20 protein-coding genes are annotated in these 19,309 nt (G+C 68.9%); 13 read left to right on the forward strand and 7 right to left on the reverse strand.

The features are described from left to right. Positions 1-1,456: M1 family metallopeptidase (locus tag ACRDPN_RS04170; protein WP_431446081.1), on the forward strand; the 1,456-nt coding region annotated here is incomplete at its 5' end. Positions 1,457-1,547: 91 nt separating this feature from the next. Continuing rightward, complete coding sequence (locus ACRDPN_RS04175) at positions 1,548-3,053, forward strand: hypothetical protein (protein WP_431446082.1); 1,506 nt, start codon at positions 1,548-1,550, stop codon at positions 3,051-3,053. Here ACRDPN_RS04175 and ACRDPN_RS04180 read toward each other — a convergent pair. Next, positions 3,010-3,537 carry a TetR/AcrR family transcriptional regulator gene (locus tag ACRDPN_RS04180; protein ID WP_431446084.1) on the reverse strand — a complete coding sequence of 176 codons (528 nt, stop codon included), beginning with the start codon at positions 3,535-3,537 and terminating at the stop codon, positions 3,010-3,012. The two genes, ACRDPN_RS04175 and ACRDPN_RS04180, sit on opposite strands and share 44 nt — an antisense overlap. Before the next feature lie 85 nt (positions 3,538-3,622). Between ACRDPN_RS04180 and ACRDPN_RS04185 the strand changes: the two genes are divergently transcribed. The 3 genes from ACRDPN_RS04185 to ACRDPN_RS04195 are packed head-to-tail and all read left to right on the forward strand — an operon-like array spanning position 3,623 to position 7,667. Beyond that, positions 3,623-5,137: an MFS transporter gene (locus tag ACRDPN_RS04185; RefSeq protein WP_431446085.1), complete on the forward strand. Its 1,515-nt coding sequence runs from the start codon at positions 3,623-3,625 to the stop codon at positions 5,135-5,137. A gap of 46 nt (positions 5,138-5,183) precedes the next feature. Then, positions 5,184-6,011 (forward strand): hypothetical protein, encoded by an 828-nt coding sequence (locus ACRDPN_RS04190; RefSeq protein ID WP_431446087.1) that lies wholly within the window; start codon positions 5,184-5,186, stop codon positions 6,009-6,011. A 45-nt stretch (positions 6,012-6,056) separates the two neighbouring features. Beyond that, positions 6,057-7,667 carry an FMN-binding glutamate synthase family protein gene (locus ACRDPN_RS04195; protein ID WP_431446088.1) on the forward strand — a complete coding sequence of 537 codons (1,611 nt, stop codon included), beginning with the start codon at positions 6,057-6,059 and terminating at the stop codon, positions 7,665-7,667. A gap of 1 nt (position 7,668) precedes the next feature. Here the strand turns inward: ACRDPN_RS04195 and ACRDPN_RS04200 are convergent, their stop codons facing one another. After that, positions 7,669-8,184 carry a hypothetical protein gene (locus tag ACRDPN_RS04200; RefSeq protein ID WP_431446090.1) on the reverse strand — a complete coding sequence of 172 codons (516 nt, stop codon included), beginning with the start codon at positions 8,182-8,184 and terminating at the stop codon, positions 7,669-7,671. 41 nt (positions 8,185-8,225) lie between these two features. Here ACRDPN_RS04200 and ACRDPN_RS04205 point away from each other — a divergent pair, with 41 nt between their 5' ends. Beyond that, on the forward strand, positions 8,226-8,630 hold the full coding sequence (locus tag ACRDPN_RS04205; protein ID WP_431446091.1) for a glyoxalase superfamily protein: 405 nt from the start codon (positions 8,226-8,228) through the stop codon (positions 8,628-8,630). A 7-nt stretch (positions 8,631-8,637) separates the two neighbouring features. On the opposite strand, the gene ACRDPN_RS04210 is transcribed toward ACRDPN_RS04205, so the two are convergent. Then, positions 8,638-9,198, reverse strand: a complete 561-nt coding sequence (locus ACRDPN_RS04210) for a TetR/AcrR family transcriptional regulator (protein WP_431446092.1) — start codon at positions 9,196-9,198, stop codon at positions 8,638-8,640. Positions 9,199-9,256: 58 nt separating this feature from the next. Between ACRDPN_RS04210 and ACRDPN_RS04215 the strand changes: the two genes are divergently transcribed. From ACRDPN_RS04215 to ACRDPN_RS04225, 3 genes are all read left to right on the forward strand, one after another. Beyond that, positions 9,257-10,798: a carboxyl transferase domain-containing protein gene (locus tag ACRDPN_RS04215; protein ID WP_431446093.1), complete on the forward strand. Its 1,542-nt coding sequence runs from the start codon at positions 9,257-9,259 to the stop codon at positions 10,796-10,798. A gap of 121 nt (positions 10,799-10,919) precedes the next feature. Further along, on the forward strand, positions 10,920-12,770 hold the full coding sequence (locus ACRDPN_RS04220; protein ID WP_431446094.1) for an acetyl/propionyl/methylcrotonyl-CoA carboxylase subunit alpha: 1,851 nt from the start codon (positions 10,920-10,922) through the stop codon (positions 12,768-12,770). Continuing rightward, complete coding sequence (locus ACRDPN_RS04225) at positions 12,763-13,689, forward strand: hydroxymethylglutaryl-CoA lyase (RefSeq protein WP_431446095.1); 927 nt, start codon at positions 12,763-12,765, stop codon at positions 13,687-13,689. Before ACRDPN_RS04220 ends, ACRDPN_RS04225 begins: the two co-directional genes overlap by 8 nt. Positions 13,690-13,798: 109 nt before the next feature. On the opposite strand, the gene ACRDPN_RS04230 is transcribed toward ACRDPN_RS04225, so the two are convergent. Then, positions 13,799-14,467 (reverse strand): hypothetical protein, encoded by a 669-nt coding sequence (locus ACRDPN_RS04230; RefSeq protein WP_431446096.1) that lies wholly within the window; start codon positions 14,465-14,467, stop codon positions 13,799-13,801. Positions 14,468-14,620: 153 nt separating this feature from the next. On the opposite strand from ACRDPN_RS04230, the gene aat reads away from it, so the two are divergent. Beyond that, the gene (gene aat / locus ACRDPN_RS04235; protein ID WP_431446097.1) at positions 14,621-15,289 is read left to right on the forward strand and encodes a leucyl/phenylalanyl-tRNA--protein transferase; all 669 of its coding nucleotides are present in this window, start codon (positions 14,621-14,623) and stop codon (positions 15,287-15,289) included. Between the two features lie 66 nt (positions 15,290-15,355). Beyond that, the gene (locus ACRDPN_RS04240; RefSeq protein ID WP_431446098.1) at positions 15,356-15,634 is read left to right on the forward strand and encodes an HU family DNA-binding protein; all 279 of its coding nucleotides are present in this window, start codon (positions 15,356-15,358) and stop codon (positions 15,632-15,634) included. A gap of 48 nt (positions 15,635-15,682) precedes the next feature. On the opposite strand, the gene ACRDPN_RS04245 is transcribed toward ACRDPN_RS04240, so the two are convergent. Beyond that, a complete protein-coding gene (locus ACRDPN_RS04245) occupies positions 15,683-15,994 on the reverse strand; it encodes a rhodanese-like domain-containing protein (protein WP_431446099.1) in 312 nt (103 codons plus the stop codon). A gap of 147 nt (positions 15,995-16,141) precedes the next feature. Between ACRDPN_RS04245 and ACRDPN_RS04250 the strand changes: the two genes are divergently transcribed. Together ACRDPN_RS04250 and ACRDPN_RS04255 are read left to right on the forward strand one after the other, a co-directional pair. Further along, a complete protein-coding gene (locus ACRDPN_RS04250; RefSeq protein WP_431446100.1) occupies positions 16,142-16,549 on the forward strand; it encodes an ATP-binding protein in 408 nt (135 codons plus the stop codon). An 89-nt stretch (positions 16,550-16,638) separates the two neighbouring features. Continuing rightward, positions 16,639-17,232 carry a carboxymuconolactone decarboxylase family protein gene (locus tag ACRDPN_RS04255; RefSeq protein ID WP_431446101.1) on the forward strand — a complete coding sequence of 198 codons (594 nt, stop codon included), beginning with the start codon at positions 16,639-16,641 and terminating at the stop codon, positions 17,230-17,232. Here ACRDPN_RS04255 and ACRDPN_RS04260 read toward each other — a convergent pair. Both ACRDPN_RS04260 and ACRDPN_RS04265 read right to left on the reverse strand, forming a co-directional pair. Further along, on the reverse strand, positions 17,204-18,118 hold the full coding sequence (locus ACRDPN_RS04260; protein ID WP_431446102.1) for a sigma-70 family RNA polymerase sigma factor: 915 nt from the start codon (positions 18,116-18,118) through the stop codon (positions 17,204-17,206). The genes ACRDPN_RS04255 and ACRDPN_RS04260 overlap by 29 nt on opposite strands. Beyond that, a complete protein-coding gene (locus ACRDPN_RS04265; protein WP_431446103.1) occupies positions 18,115-19,302 on the reverse strand; it encodes an arginine deiminase in 1,188 nt (395 codons plus the stop codon). The genes ACRDPN_RS04260 and ACRDPN_RS04265 overlap by 4 nt, the downstream gene beginning before the upstream one ends. Positions 19,303-19,309: the final 7 nt, after the last annotated feature.

A 19,309-nucleotide genomic window follows, 5' to 3' on the forward strand; every position in this document is an offset into this window, starting at 1 on the left:
CGTCGGGTTGGTTGCGATATCGCTGCCTGGGATTGCCGTGGCGGCCCCAGACCCGCCCTTCACTCCCGGTGCGTCGGGAGCGGGCGACGACTACTTCCCGTTCGCCGGGAACGGCGGGTACGACGTCCGCCACTACGATCTCGATCTGAACTACTCGCCACCGGCGCCGGATCCGGCACCGCTCGTCGGCCAGCTCGACGGGGTAGCCACGATCAAGCTCCGCGCCACCCAGAATCTTGACCGGTTCAACCTCGACCTGCGCGACATGGACGTGAAGTCCCTGACGATCAACGGCAAGCGCGCCAGCGAGGTCGCGCCTCCGTCTCCGGGTGAGACTGTGCCTGACTCCGCCTACTGGCAGGTGCAGGACGACGACGAGCGCAGCTGGGAGCTGACGGTCCAGCCACGTCCCAGACTCAAGACGGGTGACCAGGCGACGGTCGTCGTCCGCTATGGCGGGAACACGACGCGGCCCACAGACATCGAAGGGTTCCTCTACGGGTGGGTGACCATGCGCGACGGCGCCATGGTCGTCGGCGAGCCCGAGGGAAACATGACGTGGTTCCCCGCGAGCGACCATCCCACGGACAAGGCCACGTACTCGTACAAGATCACCGTGCCGGAGGGCAAGGTTGCGGTGGCCAACGGGCTGCCGGCGAAAGACCCGGTCACGAAGAATGGCAAGACGACCTGGTTCTGGAACGCGCCGGACCTTCAGGCCAGCTACCTGGCCACGGCCTCGGTCGGCGACTACGAGCTGAACTCGTCCCAGACCGCTGACGGGCTGCCGATCATCGACGCGGTCGACCGAGACCTGACGCCTGCCAACCGCAGGACCACCGAGTCGAGCCTGGCGCTGCAGCCGGAGATGATCGCATTCTTCGAGGAGCAGTTCGGCAAATACCCGTTCAACTCGTACGGGTCGATCGTCGACGACGACTCCGTCGGGTACGCCCTCGAGACACAAACCCGCCCGGTGTACTCACGCCGGGCCAGTGAGGGCACGGTCGCCCACGAGCTCGCGCATCAGTGGTTCGGCAACGCCGTCAGCCCCGAACGCTGGCAGGACATCTGGCTCAACGAGGGTTGGGCCACGTACGTCGAGTGGCTCTGGGGCGAGCACAAGGGCGGCGACACCGCGCAGAAGTCCTTTGACGCGGTCATGAACACACCGGCCAACGACGAGTTCTGGGACACGGTCATCGCTGACCCCGGTCCCTTGCACCTGTTCGCCGCCCCGAACTACGACCGCGGCGCGGCCACGCTGTTCGCCCTGCGCGAGAAGATTGGCGACGAGGAGTTCCTGGAGGGCACTCGGCTGTGGCTCTCGCTCTACGACGACGGCACCGCCACGACCGAGGACTTCGAGGCCGTCTACGAGAAGGTGTCGGGCGAGGATCTGTCGAACTTCTTCGACGTGTGGCTGCGGACGCCGGAGAGGCCGACTACCTGGTGAGTGAGGGACGTGATCTGTCGCGATTTCGCGTTTTCCCACACCTGAGGAGTCGGTGGCATACCCTCAGGTTTCAGGGGAGACTCGAGGCATCATGGTCCAGTCCTTCGGGATCGAAGTCGCCACGATGGGAGACGCCGGCATCGATGCCGGACTCGGTCTGCTGTCGCGTCCGCCCGAGTGGCTCATGGCCATCGAGGACCTTGATCGGCTTCACGCCGACTTCGAGCGGAGCATCCCCGAGCTCGCGTCCGGAGCTCTGCGGCTTCGTCGGTGCAAGTTCAAGCGAGCGCACATCATCGGCGGCACCTGGGAGTCGCTCTGCCGACTCACCGTCGAGGACCCCCGCGACGGCTCGACCCGCGACATCGATGTTCACGGGCGCCTGGTGCTCCCGGAGGGGCACGAACCCCGCGAGCGTTCCGTCGGTGCGTTCCCGAACGATGGATGGCGGTCGTACCTCGCGGACGTCCGCTGGGACTTTCGTCTGGAATCGTCCGACACCGGGCTGGCGGCACTGCCGCTGCTGACCGATCCCGACCGGTCGAGGGAGTTGCTCGAGGACGCCCTCAGAAACGGTGCCGACGGTCTCGACGACCTGCAGATCGCCGGCTGCGAGCCGACGGTGAAGCGGTACCGGGAGGGGCGTCGCTGCGCGATCCGCTACGAGCTCGAGTACCTGCCCGAGCTTCGGCGTCCGCGCTGGCCGGATGGAGTCCTGGCCAAGGTTTACGAAGGCGAGGAGGCCCGCGCCACCCACGAGGCCATGCGAGCCCTGTGGTCCTCACCGCTGGGGACGAGCTCGACCGTGACCATCGCCGAACCACTCGCCCTCATTCCCGACCTCCACGTGTCCGTCCAGGGTCTCGTCATGGGCGATCACACGCTCAAGGACGCCATCAAGACGTCGTTCGGCGGCGGCCTCCGAGCCGGTGTCGAGGCGTTGTCCGCCCCTGTGCGACTGGCCGGACGCGGCCTGGCGGAGCTGCACGCCTCGAACGCCGCCGGCGGACCGACCATCACCTGGGAGCGCCAGGTCGGCGAGGTTCGACGTGCGAGCGAGCACCTGGCCTCGGTCGTGCCGGAGCTGGGCGGCGCGATCGAGCCGCTGGTGGCGAGGTTGGTTGCGCTCGCGGAGGAAACCCCGGCCGGCCCATTGGTGCCCACGCACCGCAGCTTCCGGCCGGCCCAGCTGCTCCTCGACGGCGAGGCCATGGCCCTGATCGACTTCGACGGCTTCTGCCAGGCCGAGGCCGGCCTCGATCTCGCGTTGTTCCGCGCCACGCTGGTCGACCTGTGCCTCCGGGCCCTTGACGACGGCCGGCCCACGAGCCCGGCCGAGCAGTGGGCCTCCCAGGCCCAGCTCGACGAGCTGTGTGTCGCATTCCTCGAGGGCTACCAGGAGGTCGGCCAGATCTCGCCGGCCCGGCTCGCGCTGTGGGATGCGCTGACCAGCGCGAAGGATGTTCTCGACTGCTGGCGGAAGGTCAAGTTCGAGCACCTCGAGCGGCGGATGCGGTTCCTCCACGACAAGCTCGGCACGGTGGCCGCGGAGGTCACAGTACCCCGAGCCGCGAGAGCACCTCACGGACGTGCTTGAGCGCGTGCTTCTCCGCGAGGCCGGTGGTGTCGTCGAAGTAGAGGCCGTCGCCGATGAGCTGAATGGTGCGCGCGAGCGCCTCGTCGCCCAGATGCTCGCGCAGCACCGCGAACCAGCCGTCGCGGAGATCGGCCAGCGCCGCTGACGCTCGCCTGTCGTTCTCCTGGGCGATGCGCGCGGTCGCGATGAGGCCGCGGTCGAAGTCGCTGCCGGTGTCGACCGACGTCTCGAGGTAGAACACGACCGGCCCTTGCTTGGCGGTGGCCATCCGTTCGGCGTCCTGGGCGCCACGCTCGCACAGACGCTCGAGCATCGCCTCGACGAGCGCGTCCTTGCTGGGGAAGTGGTAGAGCAGGCCCCCCTTGGAGACGTCGGCAGCGGCCGCGACGGCGTCGAGCGTGGCCGCCCGGCTGCCGGCCGTGACGAGCAGCGTCTCGAACGCGTCGAGCAGGCGGTCGCGGGTCGAGCGCTCGGTCGGTGGCATGGCGCCACCCTAGGGCACGCCCTAGCGTCGAACATCACATCTGAGCGACTCGGAACTATACCGTCTGGACGGTACAGTAGACGTCATGACCACGATGGCCGTTCGGCAGCACAGGGCCGGCCCGCGCGAATGGCTCGCGCTGGCCGTCATCGTCATGCCCGTGCTCCTGATCTCCATCGACAACACCGTGCTGACGTTCGCGTTGCCGCAGGTCAGCGTTGCGTTGCGACCGAGCGGCGAGCAGCTGATGTGGCTCGTCGACATCTACCCGCTCATGCTCGCCGGGCTGCTCATCGCTGCCGGCAGCCTCGGTGACCGGGTCGGGCGACGCCGGATGCTGCTGATCGGCGCCGCCGGCTTCGGCCTCGCGTCGATCGGAGCGGCGTTCAGCACCAGCGCCGAGGCCCTCATCGCCTGGCGCGTGCTGCTCGGCGTGTTTGGCGCGGCGCTGATGCCGTCGACACTCTCCCTCATCCGCACGGTGTTCGTGCGGCGGGACGACCGTCGCATCGCGATCGCCGTCTGGGCCGCCACGTTCGCCGGTGGGGCGGCGCTGGGCCCGGTCGTGGGCGGATACCTTCTCGAGCACTTCTGGTGGGGCTCGGTGTTCCTCGTCAACGTGCCGATCATCGTCGCCTTCCTCGCCGCGGCACCGTTCCTCGTGCCCGAGTCGCGCGATCCGCGCCCGGGTCGACTCGACCTGCCCGGCATCGCCTGGTCGATGACCGCGATGCTGCCGTTCGTCTACGGCATCAAACAGCTCGCGGAGCAAGGCCTCGCGGCCGAAGCGGTTGGTGCGATTGCGCTCGGCATCGTCGGCGGCGTGTTGTTCGTGCGCCGGCAGGCGACCGCTGAGCACCCGCTGATCGACCTCGCCCTGTTCTCCGACCGCGTGTTCAGCGGCGCCATCGGCGCGAACCTGCTGAGCATGATGGGGTACGCGGGCTTCCTCTTCTTCGCGGCACAGTTCCTGCAGCTGGTCGTCGGGCTGAGCCCGATGGCCGCGGCCACGGTGCTCATCCCCGGGCTCGCCGTGACGATGATCGGCGGCTTTGTCGCGGTCCGCCTCGCCCGGTTCGTCTCGGTGGCCTCGCTGGTGAGCCTGAGCTTCGCCATGTCGGCGGCCGGTTACGCCATCGCCGCCTTCGCCGGCACACCGACGACGTGGTCGATCATGATCGCCTTCGCGGTGCTCGGGCTCGGGATCGGCCTTGCCGAGACGATCACGAACGACGTCATGCTCTCGCGGGTGCCCGGGCGTCAGGCGGGTGCCGCGTCGGCCGCTTCCGAGACGGCCTACGAGATCGGTGCGGTGCTCGGGACCGCCGTCCTCGGCAGCGTGCTCACGTCGAGCTTCCGCGCCAACCTCACCGTTCCCGCGGTCGCTCGCTTCGGCGAGCAGGACTCGGCGTTCGAGACGCTCGGCGGCACGATGGAGCAGGCTCGCTACTACCCGAACGAGATCGGCGAGCAGATCGTGCTCTCGGCGCACGCGGCGTTCGAGAACGCGGTGCAGCTGACGTCGGCGGTGGCGATCGTCGTCGCGCTCGGCGCAGCCTGGGTCAGTTGGCGCACGCTCCGCGGCGCGTCCCTCGACTGACGTCCCAGGTCTCGTGGGAAACTTCCAACCGCCCTAGGCTCTGGCCATGCGGCTGGTGGTCTCGTTCCTGCTGGTTGCGGCTCTGCTCGGCGGCTGCGGAGACGACACAGTGCCGGCACCGCGCGGGGTGACGTTCATGGTCGAACAGACCCGCCAAGATCTGCAGGGGCGGAAGTTCCAGCTCCAGGTCGTCAACGACAGCCGTCAGGAGATCACGGTCGAGCGGGCAGAGTTCGCGTCCGGGCGCCTCGACGAGCCCGCCACCTACGACGGGCCGTCGACCATCGCGGCAGGCACGACCGTCAACCTCACGATGACGATGCCCCCGGCACGTTGCGGTGACGGAATCGACGCTCGCGTTCGCCTCACCTACGCGGTCGGCGACAGTGAGACGGTGACGTCGGTCGAGCGTCCGAAGGATCGCTACGGCAGCGTCGAGCGGTTCATGAAACGCGACTGCGCGGAACGCGCGGTGGGAGATATCGACATCGACGACCGCCTGGCCGTGCGTGGCAAGGGAGACGAATCCACCCTCGGGATCGGCGTCACGTTCACGCCGCCGGAGTCCGGACCGCAGGTCAGGCTCGTATCCGTGGGTGGCTCGACGCTTCTGGCGCCGGCGGGGCCGCGTGCCACCGAGATCGAGCGCACCATCGAGCCGGGCGGCGAGCCGGTGCGTGCCGACGTGACGTTCATCCCGAACCGGTGCGACGTGCATGCCGTCGCCGAGGACCGGACGGGTGGAATCCTTCCGCTCCGGGTGGAGTCGAAGGCCTTCGGCACCTCACCGGTCTACCTGCGGTTCACCGAGCCGCAGAAGGCGCAGATCTTCGACTACCTCGCCGAGCGCTGCGGCTTCGGCGAAGAACAGTGATCGCTGAACGCTCCCTGAGCACCTTCCGCGTGGCAACATCAACACATGATCAGGTGGATCGCCGTCCTCGGCCTCGTCGCCACCGCCGCCGCGGCGATCCTGCTCACCCGCGTTCACATCAACGGCTGGTGGTTCGTCGCGGCGCCGCTCACCTTCCTCGCGATCGTCGGCATCTACGACCTCTTCCAGCCCTGGCACAGTGTCACGCGCAACTATCCGGTGATCGGGCACGGACGGTTCATGCTCGAACGGATCCGCCCGGAGATCCGCCAGTACTTCGTGGAGTCGAACATCGAGGGCCGGCCCTACGACCGTGAGACCCGCGACCTCGTGTACGACCGCGCGAAGGGCAACCACGGCGAGGAGCCGTTCGGCACTCCGCGTGACGTCAACGCCGTCGGCTATGAGTTCGTCGCGCACTCACTGCGGGCCAAGCCGAAGCCCGACGGCGTCCTGCCCTCGGTGCGACTGGGCGGCCCGAAGTGCACCCAGCCGTACGACATCGCCCTGCTCAACGTCTCCGCGATGAGCTTCGGCTCACTGTCGGCGAACGCGATCGAGGCACTCAATGGAGGGGCAGCCAAGGGCGGGTTCGCGCACGACACTGGGGAGGGGTCGATCAGCAAGCACCACACCAAGCATGGCGGCGACCTCATCTGGGAGATCGCCTCTGCGTACTTCGGCTGCAGGACCCCCGACGGACACTTCGACCCGGACAAGTTCACCGAGCGGGCCAACCTCGACCAGGTCAAGGCCATCTCCATCAAGATCTCTCAAGGCGCGAAGCCGGGGCTGGGCGGGTTGCTGCCGGGCGCGAAGGTCAACGAGGAGGTCGCGCGGGCACGTGGCGTCAAGGTCGGCGAGACGATCGTGTCCCCGCCTTCGCACAATGCGTTCGACTCACCGCTCGGCCTCATCGACTTCATCGACCAGCTCCGCGAGCTCAGCGGCGGCAAGCCGGTCGGCTTCAAGTTGTGCATCGGGTCGCGCCGCGAGTTCCTTGCGATCTGCAAGGCGATGATCGAGCGTGGCTCGGGCCCGGATTTCATCATCGTCGACGGGTCGGAGGGCGGCACCGGAGCGGGGCCGGTGGAGTTCGAGGACAACGTCGGCATGCCGCTCACCGAGGCGTTGATGTTCGTGCACAACTCGTTGGTCGGTTCCGGGCTGCGCGCCGACATCAAGATCGGCGTCAGCGGCAAGGTCGCGACCGGCATCGACATCGTCAAGAGGATCTGCCAGGGCGCCGACTTCACGCTTGCCGCCCGCGCGATGATGTTCGCGGTCGGCTGCATCCAGGCACAGAAGTGCCACACGAACCACTGCCCGGTCGGCGTGACCACCCAAGACCCGTGGCGTACCCGCGCCCTGGTCGTGCCCGACAAGATCGAGCGGGTCTACCAGTTCCAGGCCAAGACCATCAACAGCGCGATGCAGATCGTCGCCTCGATGGGGCTCGACTCCTTCGACGACCTCAACCCGCGCAAGCTGTTCCGTCGGGTCGATCCGCAGGTCACGAAGACCTATCAGGACCTGTTCAACTGGCTGGAACCCGGCGAGCTGCTCATCGCACCGCCGGAGGGCTGGACCCGCGACTGGGCTGCCGCGTCTCCCCACACGTTCGAGGCCGTCCGGGACACCCCGGCGGCGAAGTGACTCAGCGGACGAACTTGTTCGCCTCGCGGCCGGTGGCGCCGAGGGTGGTGCCGAGCCGCTCGAGGGAGTGCCCCACTGTGTCGAGGAGCTCGGAGATCTCCTTGAGGTCGATGGCGAGGGTGTCGAGGTGCTTCTTCGTGTCGGCGACCGAGTGGGCCGCCGAGGCGAGCTGACGGGAGGGACCGCCCATGAGGGGAACCTTCGAGAAGTCGATCGCGGCGTCACCGACCAACGTCCCGACCGTGCTGAGACTCGTCGAGATCGAGGCCAGGCCGGCGGCCGTGTCGCCGACACGTCCGGTCGCACCGGACGTGCCCGTGAGGGCCTTGCCGGCCTTCGACGCATGTGTTCCGGCGTCGGACAGCCCGGAGGAGAGAAGTCGCAGCAGGCCGGGTAGCTCGTGCGCGATCTGCGCGCTGGCCACGAGGTCGTCCTGGTGCGACCCGATGAAGTCGACGACGTCCTGCAGACGGGCGACCTCGGTGCCGTTTCCGAGGATCTTGCCGAGATCAACCACGAGCGTCAGTCTAAGGCGCGACCCTCGCTAGATTGTCGACCATGGAGTGGACTCTGGAAGCAATTCTCGTTCCTGTCTCGGACCTCGATCGTGCGAAGCGGTTCTACAGCGAACAGCTCGGGTTCGCCGTCGACCTCGACACCCAGCTCAGCGATGACCTGCGACTCGTGCAGCTCACGCCGCCCGGCTCGGGATGCTCGATCCATCTGCAGACCGGCTCCCAGGGCATGTCCCCGGGTTCGATGCGGGGTGGTCTCGTGGTCGTCTCCGACATCGAGCAGGCGCATGCCGAGCTTGTCGGACGGGGCGCCGAGGTGAGCAACGTCGGGCACTACGAAGGCATGGAGTTCGTCGACGGCAAGGGCGGAACCTGGAACTCGTTCATCCGTCTGTCCGATCCTGACGGCAACGAGTGGTCCGTCCAGGAGGCGCCGGCCGACCGCTGAGGCGACGTCACCCGGCAAGCGAACGGTGTGCCATATCGATCAGGAGGCTGCGCATGTCGGTCGCCTTGATGCGAGCGCTGTGCGGGGTGGAGTTGAGCAGACCGAACGTCGCCTGCACCGCCGCCCGCGCGGTGGCCCGATCCGTGATGCTGTCGAGCCCGTGACCGAGCGCCAGCACGGTGTCGACCCAGACGTCGATGTAGCTCAACTGCAGCGCCCGGACGTCGCGGCGCCCGGCCGCGTCGAGGTTGGCCCACTCGCGATCCTGCACGACGATGAACGCCGGATGCTCGAGAGCGAACTCGACGTGCCAGTCGATCAGGGCGTCCAGGGCGTCGCTCGGCGACGAGGCCGAGGCGGCCCTGGCAGACCCCTCCTTGAGCAGCGTCTCGCTGATGTCGATGAGCGACGCGGCGAGGAGCTCGCCCTTGCCGCGGAAGTGCTTGTAGAGCGCCGGCCCGGTGATGCCGCAGGCCGCACCGATGTCGTGCACCGACACGCCGTGGAACCCGCGCTCGGCGAAGAGCACGGCTGCGGTGTCGAGGATCTGCTGCTGCCGGTCGGTCACGGACGAAGTCTAGCCCGTGGAGTTAACGAACGTTAACCATGGGTGCTAGCCTGTCGGCATGGAGGAACTGGTCGCCGATCTGCGCAAGCGGCTCGCAGACGTGCGTCAGGGCGGCACCGTCAAGTCTCGCGAACGACATGTCTCGAGGGGCAAGCTGCTGCCGCGCGACCGCGTCGACCACGTCCTCGACCCCGGCTCACCCTTCCTCGAGATCGCGCCCCTCGCCGCCTACGGGATGTACGGGGGAGAGGTGCCGAGCGCCGGCATCATCACCGGCATCGGCCAGGTATCCGGGCGCGAGTGCATGATCGTCGCCAACGACGCCACCGTGAAGGGCGGCACCTACTACCCGCTCACGGTCAAGAAGCACCTGCGCGCCCAGACGATCGCCAAGCAGAACAACCTGCACTGCATCTACCTGGTCGACTCCGGCGGAGCCTTCCTGCCGATGCAGGACGAGGTCTTCCCCGACCGGCACCACTTCGGGCGCATCTTCTTCAACCAGGCCCAGATGTCGGCTGCCGGCATCGGGCAGGTCGCCGCCGTGATGGGCTCGTGCACCGCGGGCGGCGCCTACGTGCCTGCGATGAGCGACGAGTCGGTGATCGTCAAGGGTCAGGGCACGATCTTCCTCGGCGGCCCGCCGCTGGTGAAGGCGGCCACCGGCGAGGAGGTCAGCGCCGAGGACCTCGGCGGCGGCGACGTCCACGCCCGCACGTCCGGAGTGGTCGACCACCTCGCCGACGACGACGATCACGCCCTGCAGATCGTCCGCTCCATCGTCGACACCTTCGAGCGGCCCCGCGCATCGAGCATCCCGACGTACCCGGTGGAGGAGCCTGCGGAGGACCCGGCCGGCCTGTACGACATACCCACCGACCCGCGCACGCAGTACGACGTGCACGATGTCATCCGGCGCGTGGTCGACGGTTCACGACTGCACGAGTTCAAGCCGCTGTACGGCGAGACCCTGGTGTGCGGGTTCGCACGAATCTGGGGCCGTCCGGTCGCGATCATCGCCAACAACGGCATCCTCTTCAGCGAGTCGGCGCTCAAGGGCGCGCACTTCATCGAGCTGGCCAACCAGCGCGGCATCCCGCTGGTGTTCCTGCAGAACATCTCCGGCTTCATGGTGGGTCGCGAGTACGAGAACCGCGGCATCGCCAAGGACGGCGCGAAGCTCGTCACGGCGGTCACGTCGTCGGTCGTGCCGAAGTTCACCGTCGTCATCGGCGGGTCCTACGGTGCCGGCAACTACGGCATGTGCGGCCGCGCCTACGACCCGCGCTTCCTGTGGGCGTGGCCGAACGCCCGCATCTCGGTGATGGGCGGCGAGCAGGCCGCGTCGGTGCTGGCCACCGTGCGCCGCGACGCGATGGAGACCCGAGGCGAGACCTGGTCGGACGAGGACGAGGCAGCCTTCCGCGCGCCGATCATGGCCCAGTACGAGGAGCAGGGCTCCGCCTACTACTCCACTGCCCGGCTGTGGGACGACGGGATCATCGACCCGCTCGACACCCGCCGCGTGCTCGGCCTCGGCCTAGCCGCTGCCTCGCACGCCCCGATCCCGATGCCGCAGTTCGGCGTCTTCAGAATGTGATGCGTATGTGTGTCCATCTAGGGCTGCGAGCGATCTCAGGCGAGGCGTTCGCGAGTTGGTCTGACGTCGCAGATCATGCGGCACAGGCTCGACCGAGCCATGACGTTGCGGCGGTGGGTCGATGAGCTTCTCGTCCGTGCTCATTGCCAACCGCGGCGAGATCGCTCGCCGGATCATCCGTTCCTGCCGCGAGCGCGGCCTGCGCAGCATCGCGGTGTACTCCGAGGCCGACGCCGACGCGACGTTCGTGCGCGAGGCCGACGATGCCGTGCTGATCGGCCCCACTGCGCCCTCGGCGTCCTACCTCGACATCTCACGAGTGCTCGCCGCGGCCAAGGAGTCCGGCGCAGAAGCGGTCCATCCCGGTTACGGCTTCCTGTCCGAGCGCGCGGAGTTCGCCCGGGCCGTCACCGACGCCGGTCTCGTCTTCATCGGCCCCTCCGCCGACGTCATGGAGCTGATGGGCCGCAAGGACCGCGCCCGTGAGGTTGCCGAGCGCGCGGGCGTGCCGGTCACGCCCCAGTTCGCACCCGACGCGGTTCCGGACGACGTCTACCCCGTGCTGGTCAAGGCCGCCGCTGGCGGAGGGGGCAAGGGGATGCACGTCGTGCGTCGCCGCGGCGACCTCGCCGCTGCCGTCGCCACGGCTCGCCGGGAGGCGGCGTCCGCTTTCGGCGACGACACCCTCATCGTCGAGTCGTATGTCGAGGCCGGCCGCCACGTCGAGGTCCAGGTCTTCGGCGACCACCACGGAAACGTGGTTCACCTCTTCGACCGCGACTGCTCGGCACAACGCCGTCATCAGAAGGTCGTCGAGGAGGCGCCCGCTCCGTTCGTCCCCGACGCCGTTCGCGCGCGCATCCTCGAGGCGTCCGTCGCCTTGTGCCGGGAGGTCGGGTACACGAGCGCCGGAACCGTCGAGTTCCTGGTCAAAGGTGATGATGCGTACTTCCTGGAGATGAACACGCGGCTGCAGGTGGAGCATCCGGTCACCGAGGAGGTCACCGGTCTCGACCTCGTGCAGTGGCAGCTCGACACCGCCGCCGGCCGTCCGCTCCCGCGCACGCAGGACCAGATCCGGCAGCGTGGGCACGCCATCGAGGTGCGCGTCTACGCCGAGGACCCCTACGCCGGGTTCCTCCCGCAGTCGGGCACGGTCGAGGAGCTCGTCTGGTCGCCCGACGCCAGGGTCGACTCCGCCTTCGATGCGCGCGGTGAGGTGACGACGGCCTACGACCCGATGATCGCAAAGGTCGTCGTGCACGGCGCCGACCGCGAGGCTGCGCGCCTGCGCATAGTCACGGCGCTCGACCAGTCGGCCGTCTTCGGGCTCACCACCAACCTCGGATTCGTCCGCTGCCTCGTGGCGAGCGACGCCTTCACGGCGGGCGACGTGCACACGGGTTGGCTCGACAGCGATGCCGCCGACGCCTTGCTCACCGCACCGGAGCTGCCGTCTGAGGCGTTGCTCGTCGGTGCAGACGTGATCGCCGGCGCCCGGGTCGACCCGACCGGATCACCGTTCACCATCGGCGACGGCTGGCGTCTCTCCGGCCCGCCGGCTCGACGCAGCGTCCCGGTCATGGACGCCGACGGAGTCACCCACTGGGTGGAGGCGACCGGAGCGGTGCCTCCGGCGCTATGGCACCGCAACGACTCAGGTGGCGTCTCCGTCGCCTGGCACGGACAGCCGTGGCTCCTCACGCCACCCGACCCGATGCGCCGGGCCCTCGGTGACGTCGAGGGTGAGGCCGACGTCACCGCTCCGATGCCGGCGACCGTGCTGGTGATCGACGTGGCCGAGGGCGACACCGTCACCGCCGGTCAGCGCCTCGGCGCTCTCGAGGCGATGAAGATGGAGCTCGCGCTCACGGCGCCGCATGACGGCGTCGTCACCCACGTCGGCGCCGCGGCGGGCGAGCAGGTGAAGCAAGGAGCGTTGCTGCTCACCGTCGAGGCTGCCGATGCCTGAGCTGCCATCGGCCGTGCCTGATCCGTCGTTGCCGGCCCGGGTGACGATCTACGAGGTCGGCCCGCGCGACGGTCTGCAGAACGAGAGCGCCATCGTCCCCCTCGACGTCAAGGCCGAGTTCATCGAGCGGCTGGTGGCGGCCGGGCTGCCGATCGTCGAGGCCACCAGCTTCGTCCACCCGAAGTGGGTCCCCCAGCTGGCCGACGCCGAGGAGCTCGTCGCCCGGCTGCCGCTCGGTGGCCCGGTGCCGCTCCCGGTACTGGTGCCCAACGAGCGTGGGCTCGACCGGGCGCTCGCCGCGGGCTGCACGCACGTCGCCATCTTCGGCAGTGCCACCGAGACGTTCGCGAAGAAGAACCTCAACAGCTCGCTCGACGGCCAGTACGCGATGTTCGAGCCGGTCGTCCGCCGAGCGCTCGACGCCGGGCTCGATGTACGCGCCTACGTCTCGATGTGCTTCGGCGACCCGTGGGAGGGCGAGGTACCCGTCGACCAAGTCGTCGACGCCGGCTGCCGCCTGCTCGACCTCGGCGCCACCCAGCTCTCGCTCGGCGACACGATCGGCGTCGGCACTCCCGGCCACGTGGGCGCCTTGCTGGACGCCTTCGACGCGGCCGGCGTGGGCGCCGAGCGCCTGGCCATGCACTTCCACGACACGTACGGCCAGGCCCTCGCCAACGCCCACGCTGCGCTGCGGCACGGCGTCACGACGTTCGACGCATCCGCCGGTGGTCTCGGCGGCTGCCCGTATGCCGAGAGCGCCACCGGCAACCTCGCCACTGAGGACCTCGTCTGGATGCTCACCGGCCTCAGCATCGAGCACGGCGTCGACCTCGAAGCCCTGGTGGCCACGAGCACCTGGATGACCGGTCACCTTGGTCGCCCGTCGCCATCGGCAGTCGTCCGAGCGCTCGGCTGACCCCGCACCAGAGCCGGCGAGTGGTGCAAACTGGGTTCCGAGTGGCGCAGATGCGCGCGACACGCCGTCTCGAAATCGCCGAACTGCGCCGCTCGCGGAAAGCGGCGGGTCAGCGCAGGTTGCGGTCGCGGAGCTCGCGGGCGGCGTACTGGCCGATGCTCCAGGTCGAGAGAGCGTCGCCTCCGCCACCGACGACACCGCCGAGCAATGGCACGCGTCGCCCGATCATCGTGATGGCGCGCCGCCCGGCCGTGCGGGCGACGAGATCGGTGGTGACCTCGCGGGAGATGAGCTCGTCGAGTGCCGGGTCGTGCACAGGCGACGTGGCGATGGCCATTGGCGAAGACGGAAGGTTGGTGGTGCGGACGAGGACGCGGACGTCGTCCTCACCGAGCATGCAGGCGAGGATCGCGTTGCGGACGCGGGGATCCTCGAGGTCGTACCCGCGCAGGTGCGCGATGCCGGCCACGAGGTGGCACTGCACCAGAGTGACGCCGACGACGTTGGCCGCGATCGCGGCGGGGAGCGCCGCGACACCGCCGAGGTTGGTGACGAAGCCCTGCGCTCCGGCGAGGCCGATGTGCAGACGCATCCAGGCCTTGACCGCGTCCTCGACGTCTCCGCTGGCGTCGACGAGCTTGGAGTCGGCGGACGCGGCGACCGACCGGAGCGGGCCCACGCCGTCGATGGCCTTGTCGAGCACGGCGCGGACGTACTCGGAGGCGACGGACGGTGCCACCCTCATCGACGCCTTCGCCAGACTCTTGTTCACTGCCATGGCGTCAGCATAGGAGGGCCGGCCACGCGCCTACGCTGGGCACATGGGCAATCGCGCGCAGACCTGGTTCGACGGCCTGGCCGGCGCCACCGACGAGGAGTGGGCCGAGTGGGGCAAGGTGCCGGTGTGGCACCTGCGCCGGATTCTCGACGCATGAACACCTCACGCATGGCCATGCCGACCCCGATGCCGGCGTCCCAGTGGGACTTCGACCCAGCCGGCTGGCCCGATGACGACTGCGTGGCGGCCGGCGCGGACCTCCGCCCACCAACGCTGGTGGCGGCCTATCGCCACGGCGCGTTCCCGATGCCGCAGGGCGGACGGCTGCTGTGGTGGTCGCCGATGCGGAGGGCGGTGCTCGAACCCGGCGCACTGCACATCAGCCGCTCGACGCGGAGATCGGCCCGGCACTTCCACATCACCGTCGACACCGCGTTCGAGCAGGTCATCGACGCCTGCGCCGACCCCCGCCGACGCGGGGCGTGGATCGACGCGGACATCCGCGCGGCTTACGTCGAGCTGCACCGACTCGGATGGGCGCACTCCGTCGAGACCCGTGACGCGGACGGAAACCTCGTCGGCGGAGTGTACGGAGTCGAGGCCGGCCGGCTGTTCTGCGGCGAGTCGATGTTCCACCGTGCCACCGACGCATCGAAGGTGGCTCTCATCGGACTGGTGGACGTCGCGGGAGAAGACGCACTCATCGACGTGCAATGGATGACGCCCCACCTGGCGTCGTTGGGCGTGGCCGAGCGACCGCGATCGTGGTACCTCTCGGAGCTGCCCACTCTCGTGGATTCACCGTCGTTGTGGTGGACCTGACGATGGATCGTCCGGAGCCATCCTTAGACTGACCGTGAATACACACCCGCATCTCTAGGAGCATCAGTGGCAATCTCCCGCAGCGACCTCGTGGCAGCCCTCGCCGAGAAGGCCGACACCAGCAAGACCAACGCCGACGCGGTGCTCTCGGCCTTCAGCGACATCCTCATCGATGCCGTGGGCAAGGGCGAGAAGGTCTCGATCCCGGGCATCGTGTCCGTCGAGCGCGTCCAGCGCGCCGCGCGCACGGGCCGCAATCCGTCCACCGGAGAGACGATCGAGATCCCGGCCGGTTTCGGCGTCAAGGTCAGCGCCGGCTCGCGACTCAAGTCCGCCGCCAAGTAGCTCCGACCTCCACGCGACGTCCCCGGCAAGATTTCGGGGGCGTCGCGCTCACGGAACGACGACTGGTCGCTCCGCTCCCTCCCAGGCCTCCATGCCGCCGGCGAGATTGACGACGTCATGGCCCTGCTGGTACAGCCAGACCGTGGCCCGCGAGGACCGTCCGCCGGCATGGCACACGACGACGGTCCGGGACTGTGGGTCGAGCTCGTCGATGCGGGCCGGAAGGTCGCCGAGGGGGATGTGGAGGGCCCCCTCGATATGCCCGCCTGCCCACTCCTGGGGCTCGCGGACGTCGAGTACCACCCACTCGGCGGACGTGGTGGTGGTCACGTCGTCGACGGTGACGGTGGGTACATCCATCGCTCAGCTCCTGCTTCTTCGGGGTCGTGACACGGCCGGTATGCGGCAAATCAGTAGTCAAGTGCCACCCGACATGGTTACTTTGGACTATATGCAGGCCGTTTCGGTTCGTGTCGAGTGCACTGCTGCGCACCTTGGGGGGCAGAAGTGAGGCCGGTCCGCGCCCGCGACTCCATCAGTCTGCCGTTCGAGTCATCGACGCCGAGCATCGCCCGCACCAAGCTGGCGGGCTTCCTCACGATCAACCGCGCATCGTCCGGCGTCATCGACAACGCCCTCATCGTCATCAGCGAGATGATCGCCAACGCCGTCAGCCACGGCGTGCCCACGTCCGAGGGGACGGTCGAGATCTCGTGGACCATCAACGGTGACCTCCTCGAGCTCAGCGTCCACGACGCCGGCGAGGGCGGTTCACTCGAGCCGATCGATTTCGACGAGGACTCCCTGAGTGGTCGCGGCCTCTCGATCATCAACCGCGTGGCCGATCGCTGGTGGGTCGACATGAGCCAGGGCACTCGCGTCAACGCCGAGCTGGCCCTGTCGCGCGAAGTCTGATCCACGCTCCTGGCACTGTCACGTTCCGTGGCGCTGCGTCGTCTGGTGGGTGAGGCGGCCGAACCGGCCGCCGCCGAACAGGAGTGGACATGTCTCGCATTCCCGCCGTAGCTCCGCAGGACGCCGGCCTGTTGGTCCGCATCGCCTACCGTCTCGCCCGACGCAGGGTGGGCGAGGTGCCCGAGCCGTTTGCCGTCGCGGCGAACCACCGCAAGCTGTTCTTCGCCGGGACGATGCACGAGCTCGCGGTCGAGCGGGCCGTGCACGTCATGCCCAAGGCGCTACTCCAGCTGGCCGTCTACCGCACCGCATGGACCGTCGGCTGCTCGTGGTGCGTCGACTTCGGCGTGATGCTCCAGCGCCTGGACGGCCTGGACGTCGAGCGGCTCAGGCACATCGCCGACTTCGAGGCGTCCGATGCCTACTCCGACGAAGAGCGTGACGCCATCCGCTACGCCGACGCCATGACCGCGACGCCCATGACGGTGACCGACGAGGAGGTCGCCACCCTCGTGGATCGCTACGGGCACGAGGGCGTCGTGGAGCTGACCTACCAGATCGGTCTGGAGAATCAGCGCGCTCGTTTCAACCACGCCCTCGGCATCACCGACCAGGGCTTCGGCTCCGGCGACACCTGCCTCGTGCCTTGGGACGTCAGCGAGCCTGCGACGGCTCGAGCCTGACGCCACCCAGCTTCTCCGGGTTCGCGAAGTCGTAGCTGGCCGCCACCAGGCCGTCGCGCACCGTGAAGCCGCCCACCCGCTCGGGTGAGCTGGTTCGAGCGTCGCCGCCGTCCCAGCCGGAGGTCCAGAGACCCAGCTGGCCGTTGACGAGGACCGGCTTCAGCGACTCCATCGCCGTGTCGCCGTAGCGGGCAAACAGCCCGAGATAGAACCGGGCGAACTTGTCGGGCCCGTGGATGACGTTGACGGCCGTGCCGGTGGTGCCGTTGGCGTCGCCGATGACCACGACGTCCGGGTGCAGCGTCGCCACGATCGCGTCGAGGTCGCCGGTGGCCATCGCGGCGAGGAACCGCTGGACGGCCTCCTCGTGCTCGGGATCGGGCGTGGGTTCCGGTGCGTCGGTCATCGCGCGGCGGGCCCGGGAGGCATGCTGGCGGGCGGCGTCGGTGCCGATGCCGAGCACCTCGCCGACCTCGTCGAACGGCACCGAGAACACATCGTGCAGCACGAACGCGACGCGTTGCGGCGGCGTGAGTGTGTCGAGCACTACGAGCGCGCCGATCCGAGCGTCCTCGCCTTGCACGACGACGTCGAGCGGATCGGGCGCCGCGTCCGTTCCGATCGGACGGACGATCGGCTCGGGCAGCCACTGACCGACATACGTCTCGCGGCGCTTGGCTGCCGAGCCGAGCCGGTCGAGGCACAGCCGGCTGACGACCCGCGTCAGCCAGGCCTGCAGGTTCCGCGGTGCGGCTTCGCCGGTCGAGCCTAGTCTGATCCAGGCTTCCTGGACGGCGTCCTCGGCATCGGCGACGCTGCCGGTGAGCCGGTAGGCGACGCGCAGGAGCCGTGGACGTTCGGCCTCGAAGTCCTCGACCAGGGTCACGGCGCATCCCGCTCGATCGGGCAGGACATGCAGCGCGGGCCACCGCGGCCCGAGCCGAGCTCGGAGCCGCGAATCGCCACGACCTCGATGCCGTGATGGGCGAGACGGGCGTTGGTCTGCTCGTTGCGCTCGTACGCCACCGCGAGGCGGGGTCCGATGGCCAGGGTGTTGTTGCCGTCGTCCCACTGCTCACGCTCGGCGGTGACCGGGTCGAGGCCGGTGTCGATCTGGTGCAGGGTGTCGATGCCCATGGCCTCGGCAGCGGCAGCGAAGAACGACTGCTCCGGCGACGCCTTGAGGTCGTCACCCACCCAGGTGACCGGATGGGCGCGAAGATGGTCGGCGACGTTGGGGTAGATGACCACGGTGTCGACGTCGACCATCGTGACGATCGTGTCGAGGTGCATCGTGGCGCGCTCCTGGGCGATGGGCACGGCCAGCAGGGTGTGGGCGAGCCCGTCGCCGAGCACCTGTCGCGCGAACGTCTCGAACCCGGCAGGAGTGGTGCGCTCCCCGACCCCGACGGCCATGACACCGGGGGCGAGCAGCAGCACGTCACCGCCCTCGAGGTGCTCGAGGTGTGGGCCGTGCAGTCGGTCGACGCCGGCGAACCGGGGGTGGTGCTCGTAGACGAGGTTGGTCAGCTGCGTCTCGCGCATCCGCGCGGGCATGGCGAGGCTTGTGACGGCGACCCGGCCGGGCAGCCACACCGACGAGTCGCGGGTGAACAGCAGGTTGGGCAAGGGGTCGACCAGGAAGTCGTCCGCCCGCAGGAGGCTGGTGACGATGCTGCGATGCACGATCTCGTCGTTGCGTAGCCCCGCGGTGACGACGGTGGCGAGATCGGCCGGCGCGAGGTCGGACATGGCGGCGGTGAGGTAGTCGCGCAGGCCGTCGCCGAGGTGCAGGGTCCTCGTGGTGCTCTCGATGATCTGCCTGCGCGCGCCTGCGTTCTCCAGGGTCTCGGTGAGCAGCTCGACGAGGTAGAGCACCTCGACGTCGTGGTCGCGCAAGGCCTGGGCGAAGGCGTCGTGCTCGTCCTGCGCGCGCCCGACCCAGGGGATGCCGTCGAAGAGCAACGAGTCGTTGTTGCGCGGCGTGAGTCGGGCGAGCTCCGGGCCGGGCCGGTGCAGCATTACCGTGCGTAGTCGTCCGACCTCGCTGTTCGCGCCCGCATGGGTCATGGATCGA

It is taken from the genome of Aeromicrobium sp. (assembly GCF_050700635.1).
Classification (GTDB): Bacteria; Actinomycetota; Actinomycetes; order Propionibacteriales; family Nocardioidaceae; genus Aeromicrobium.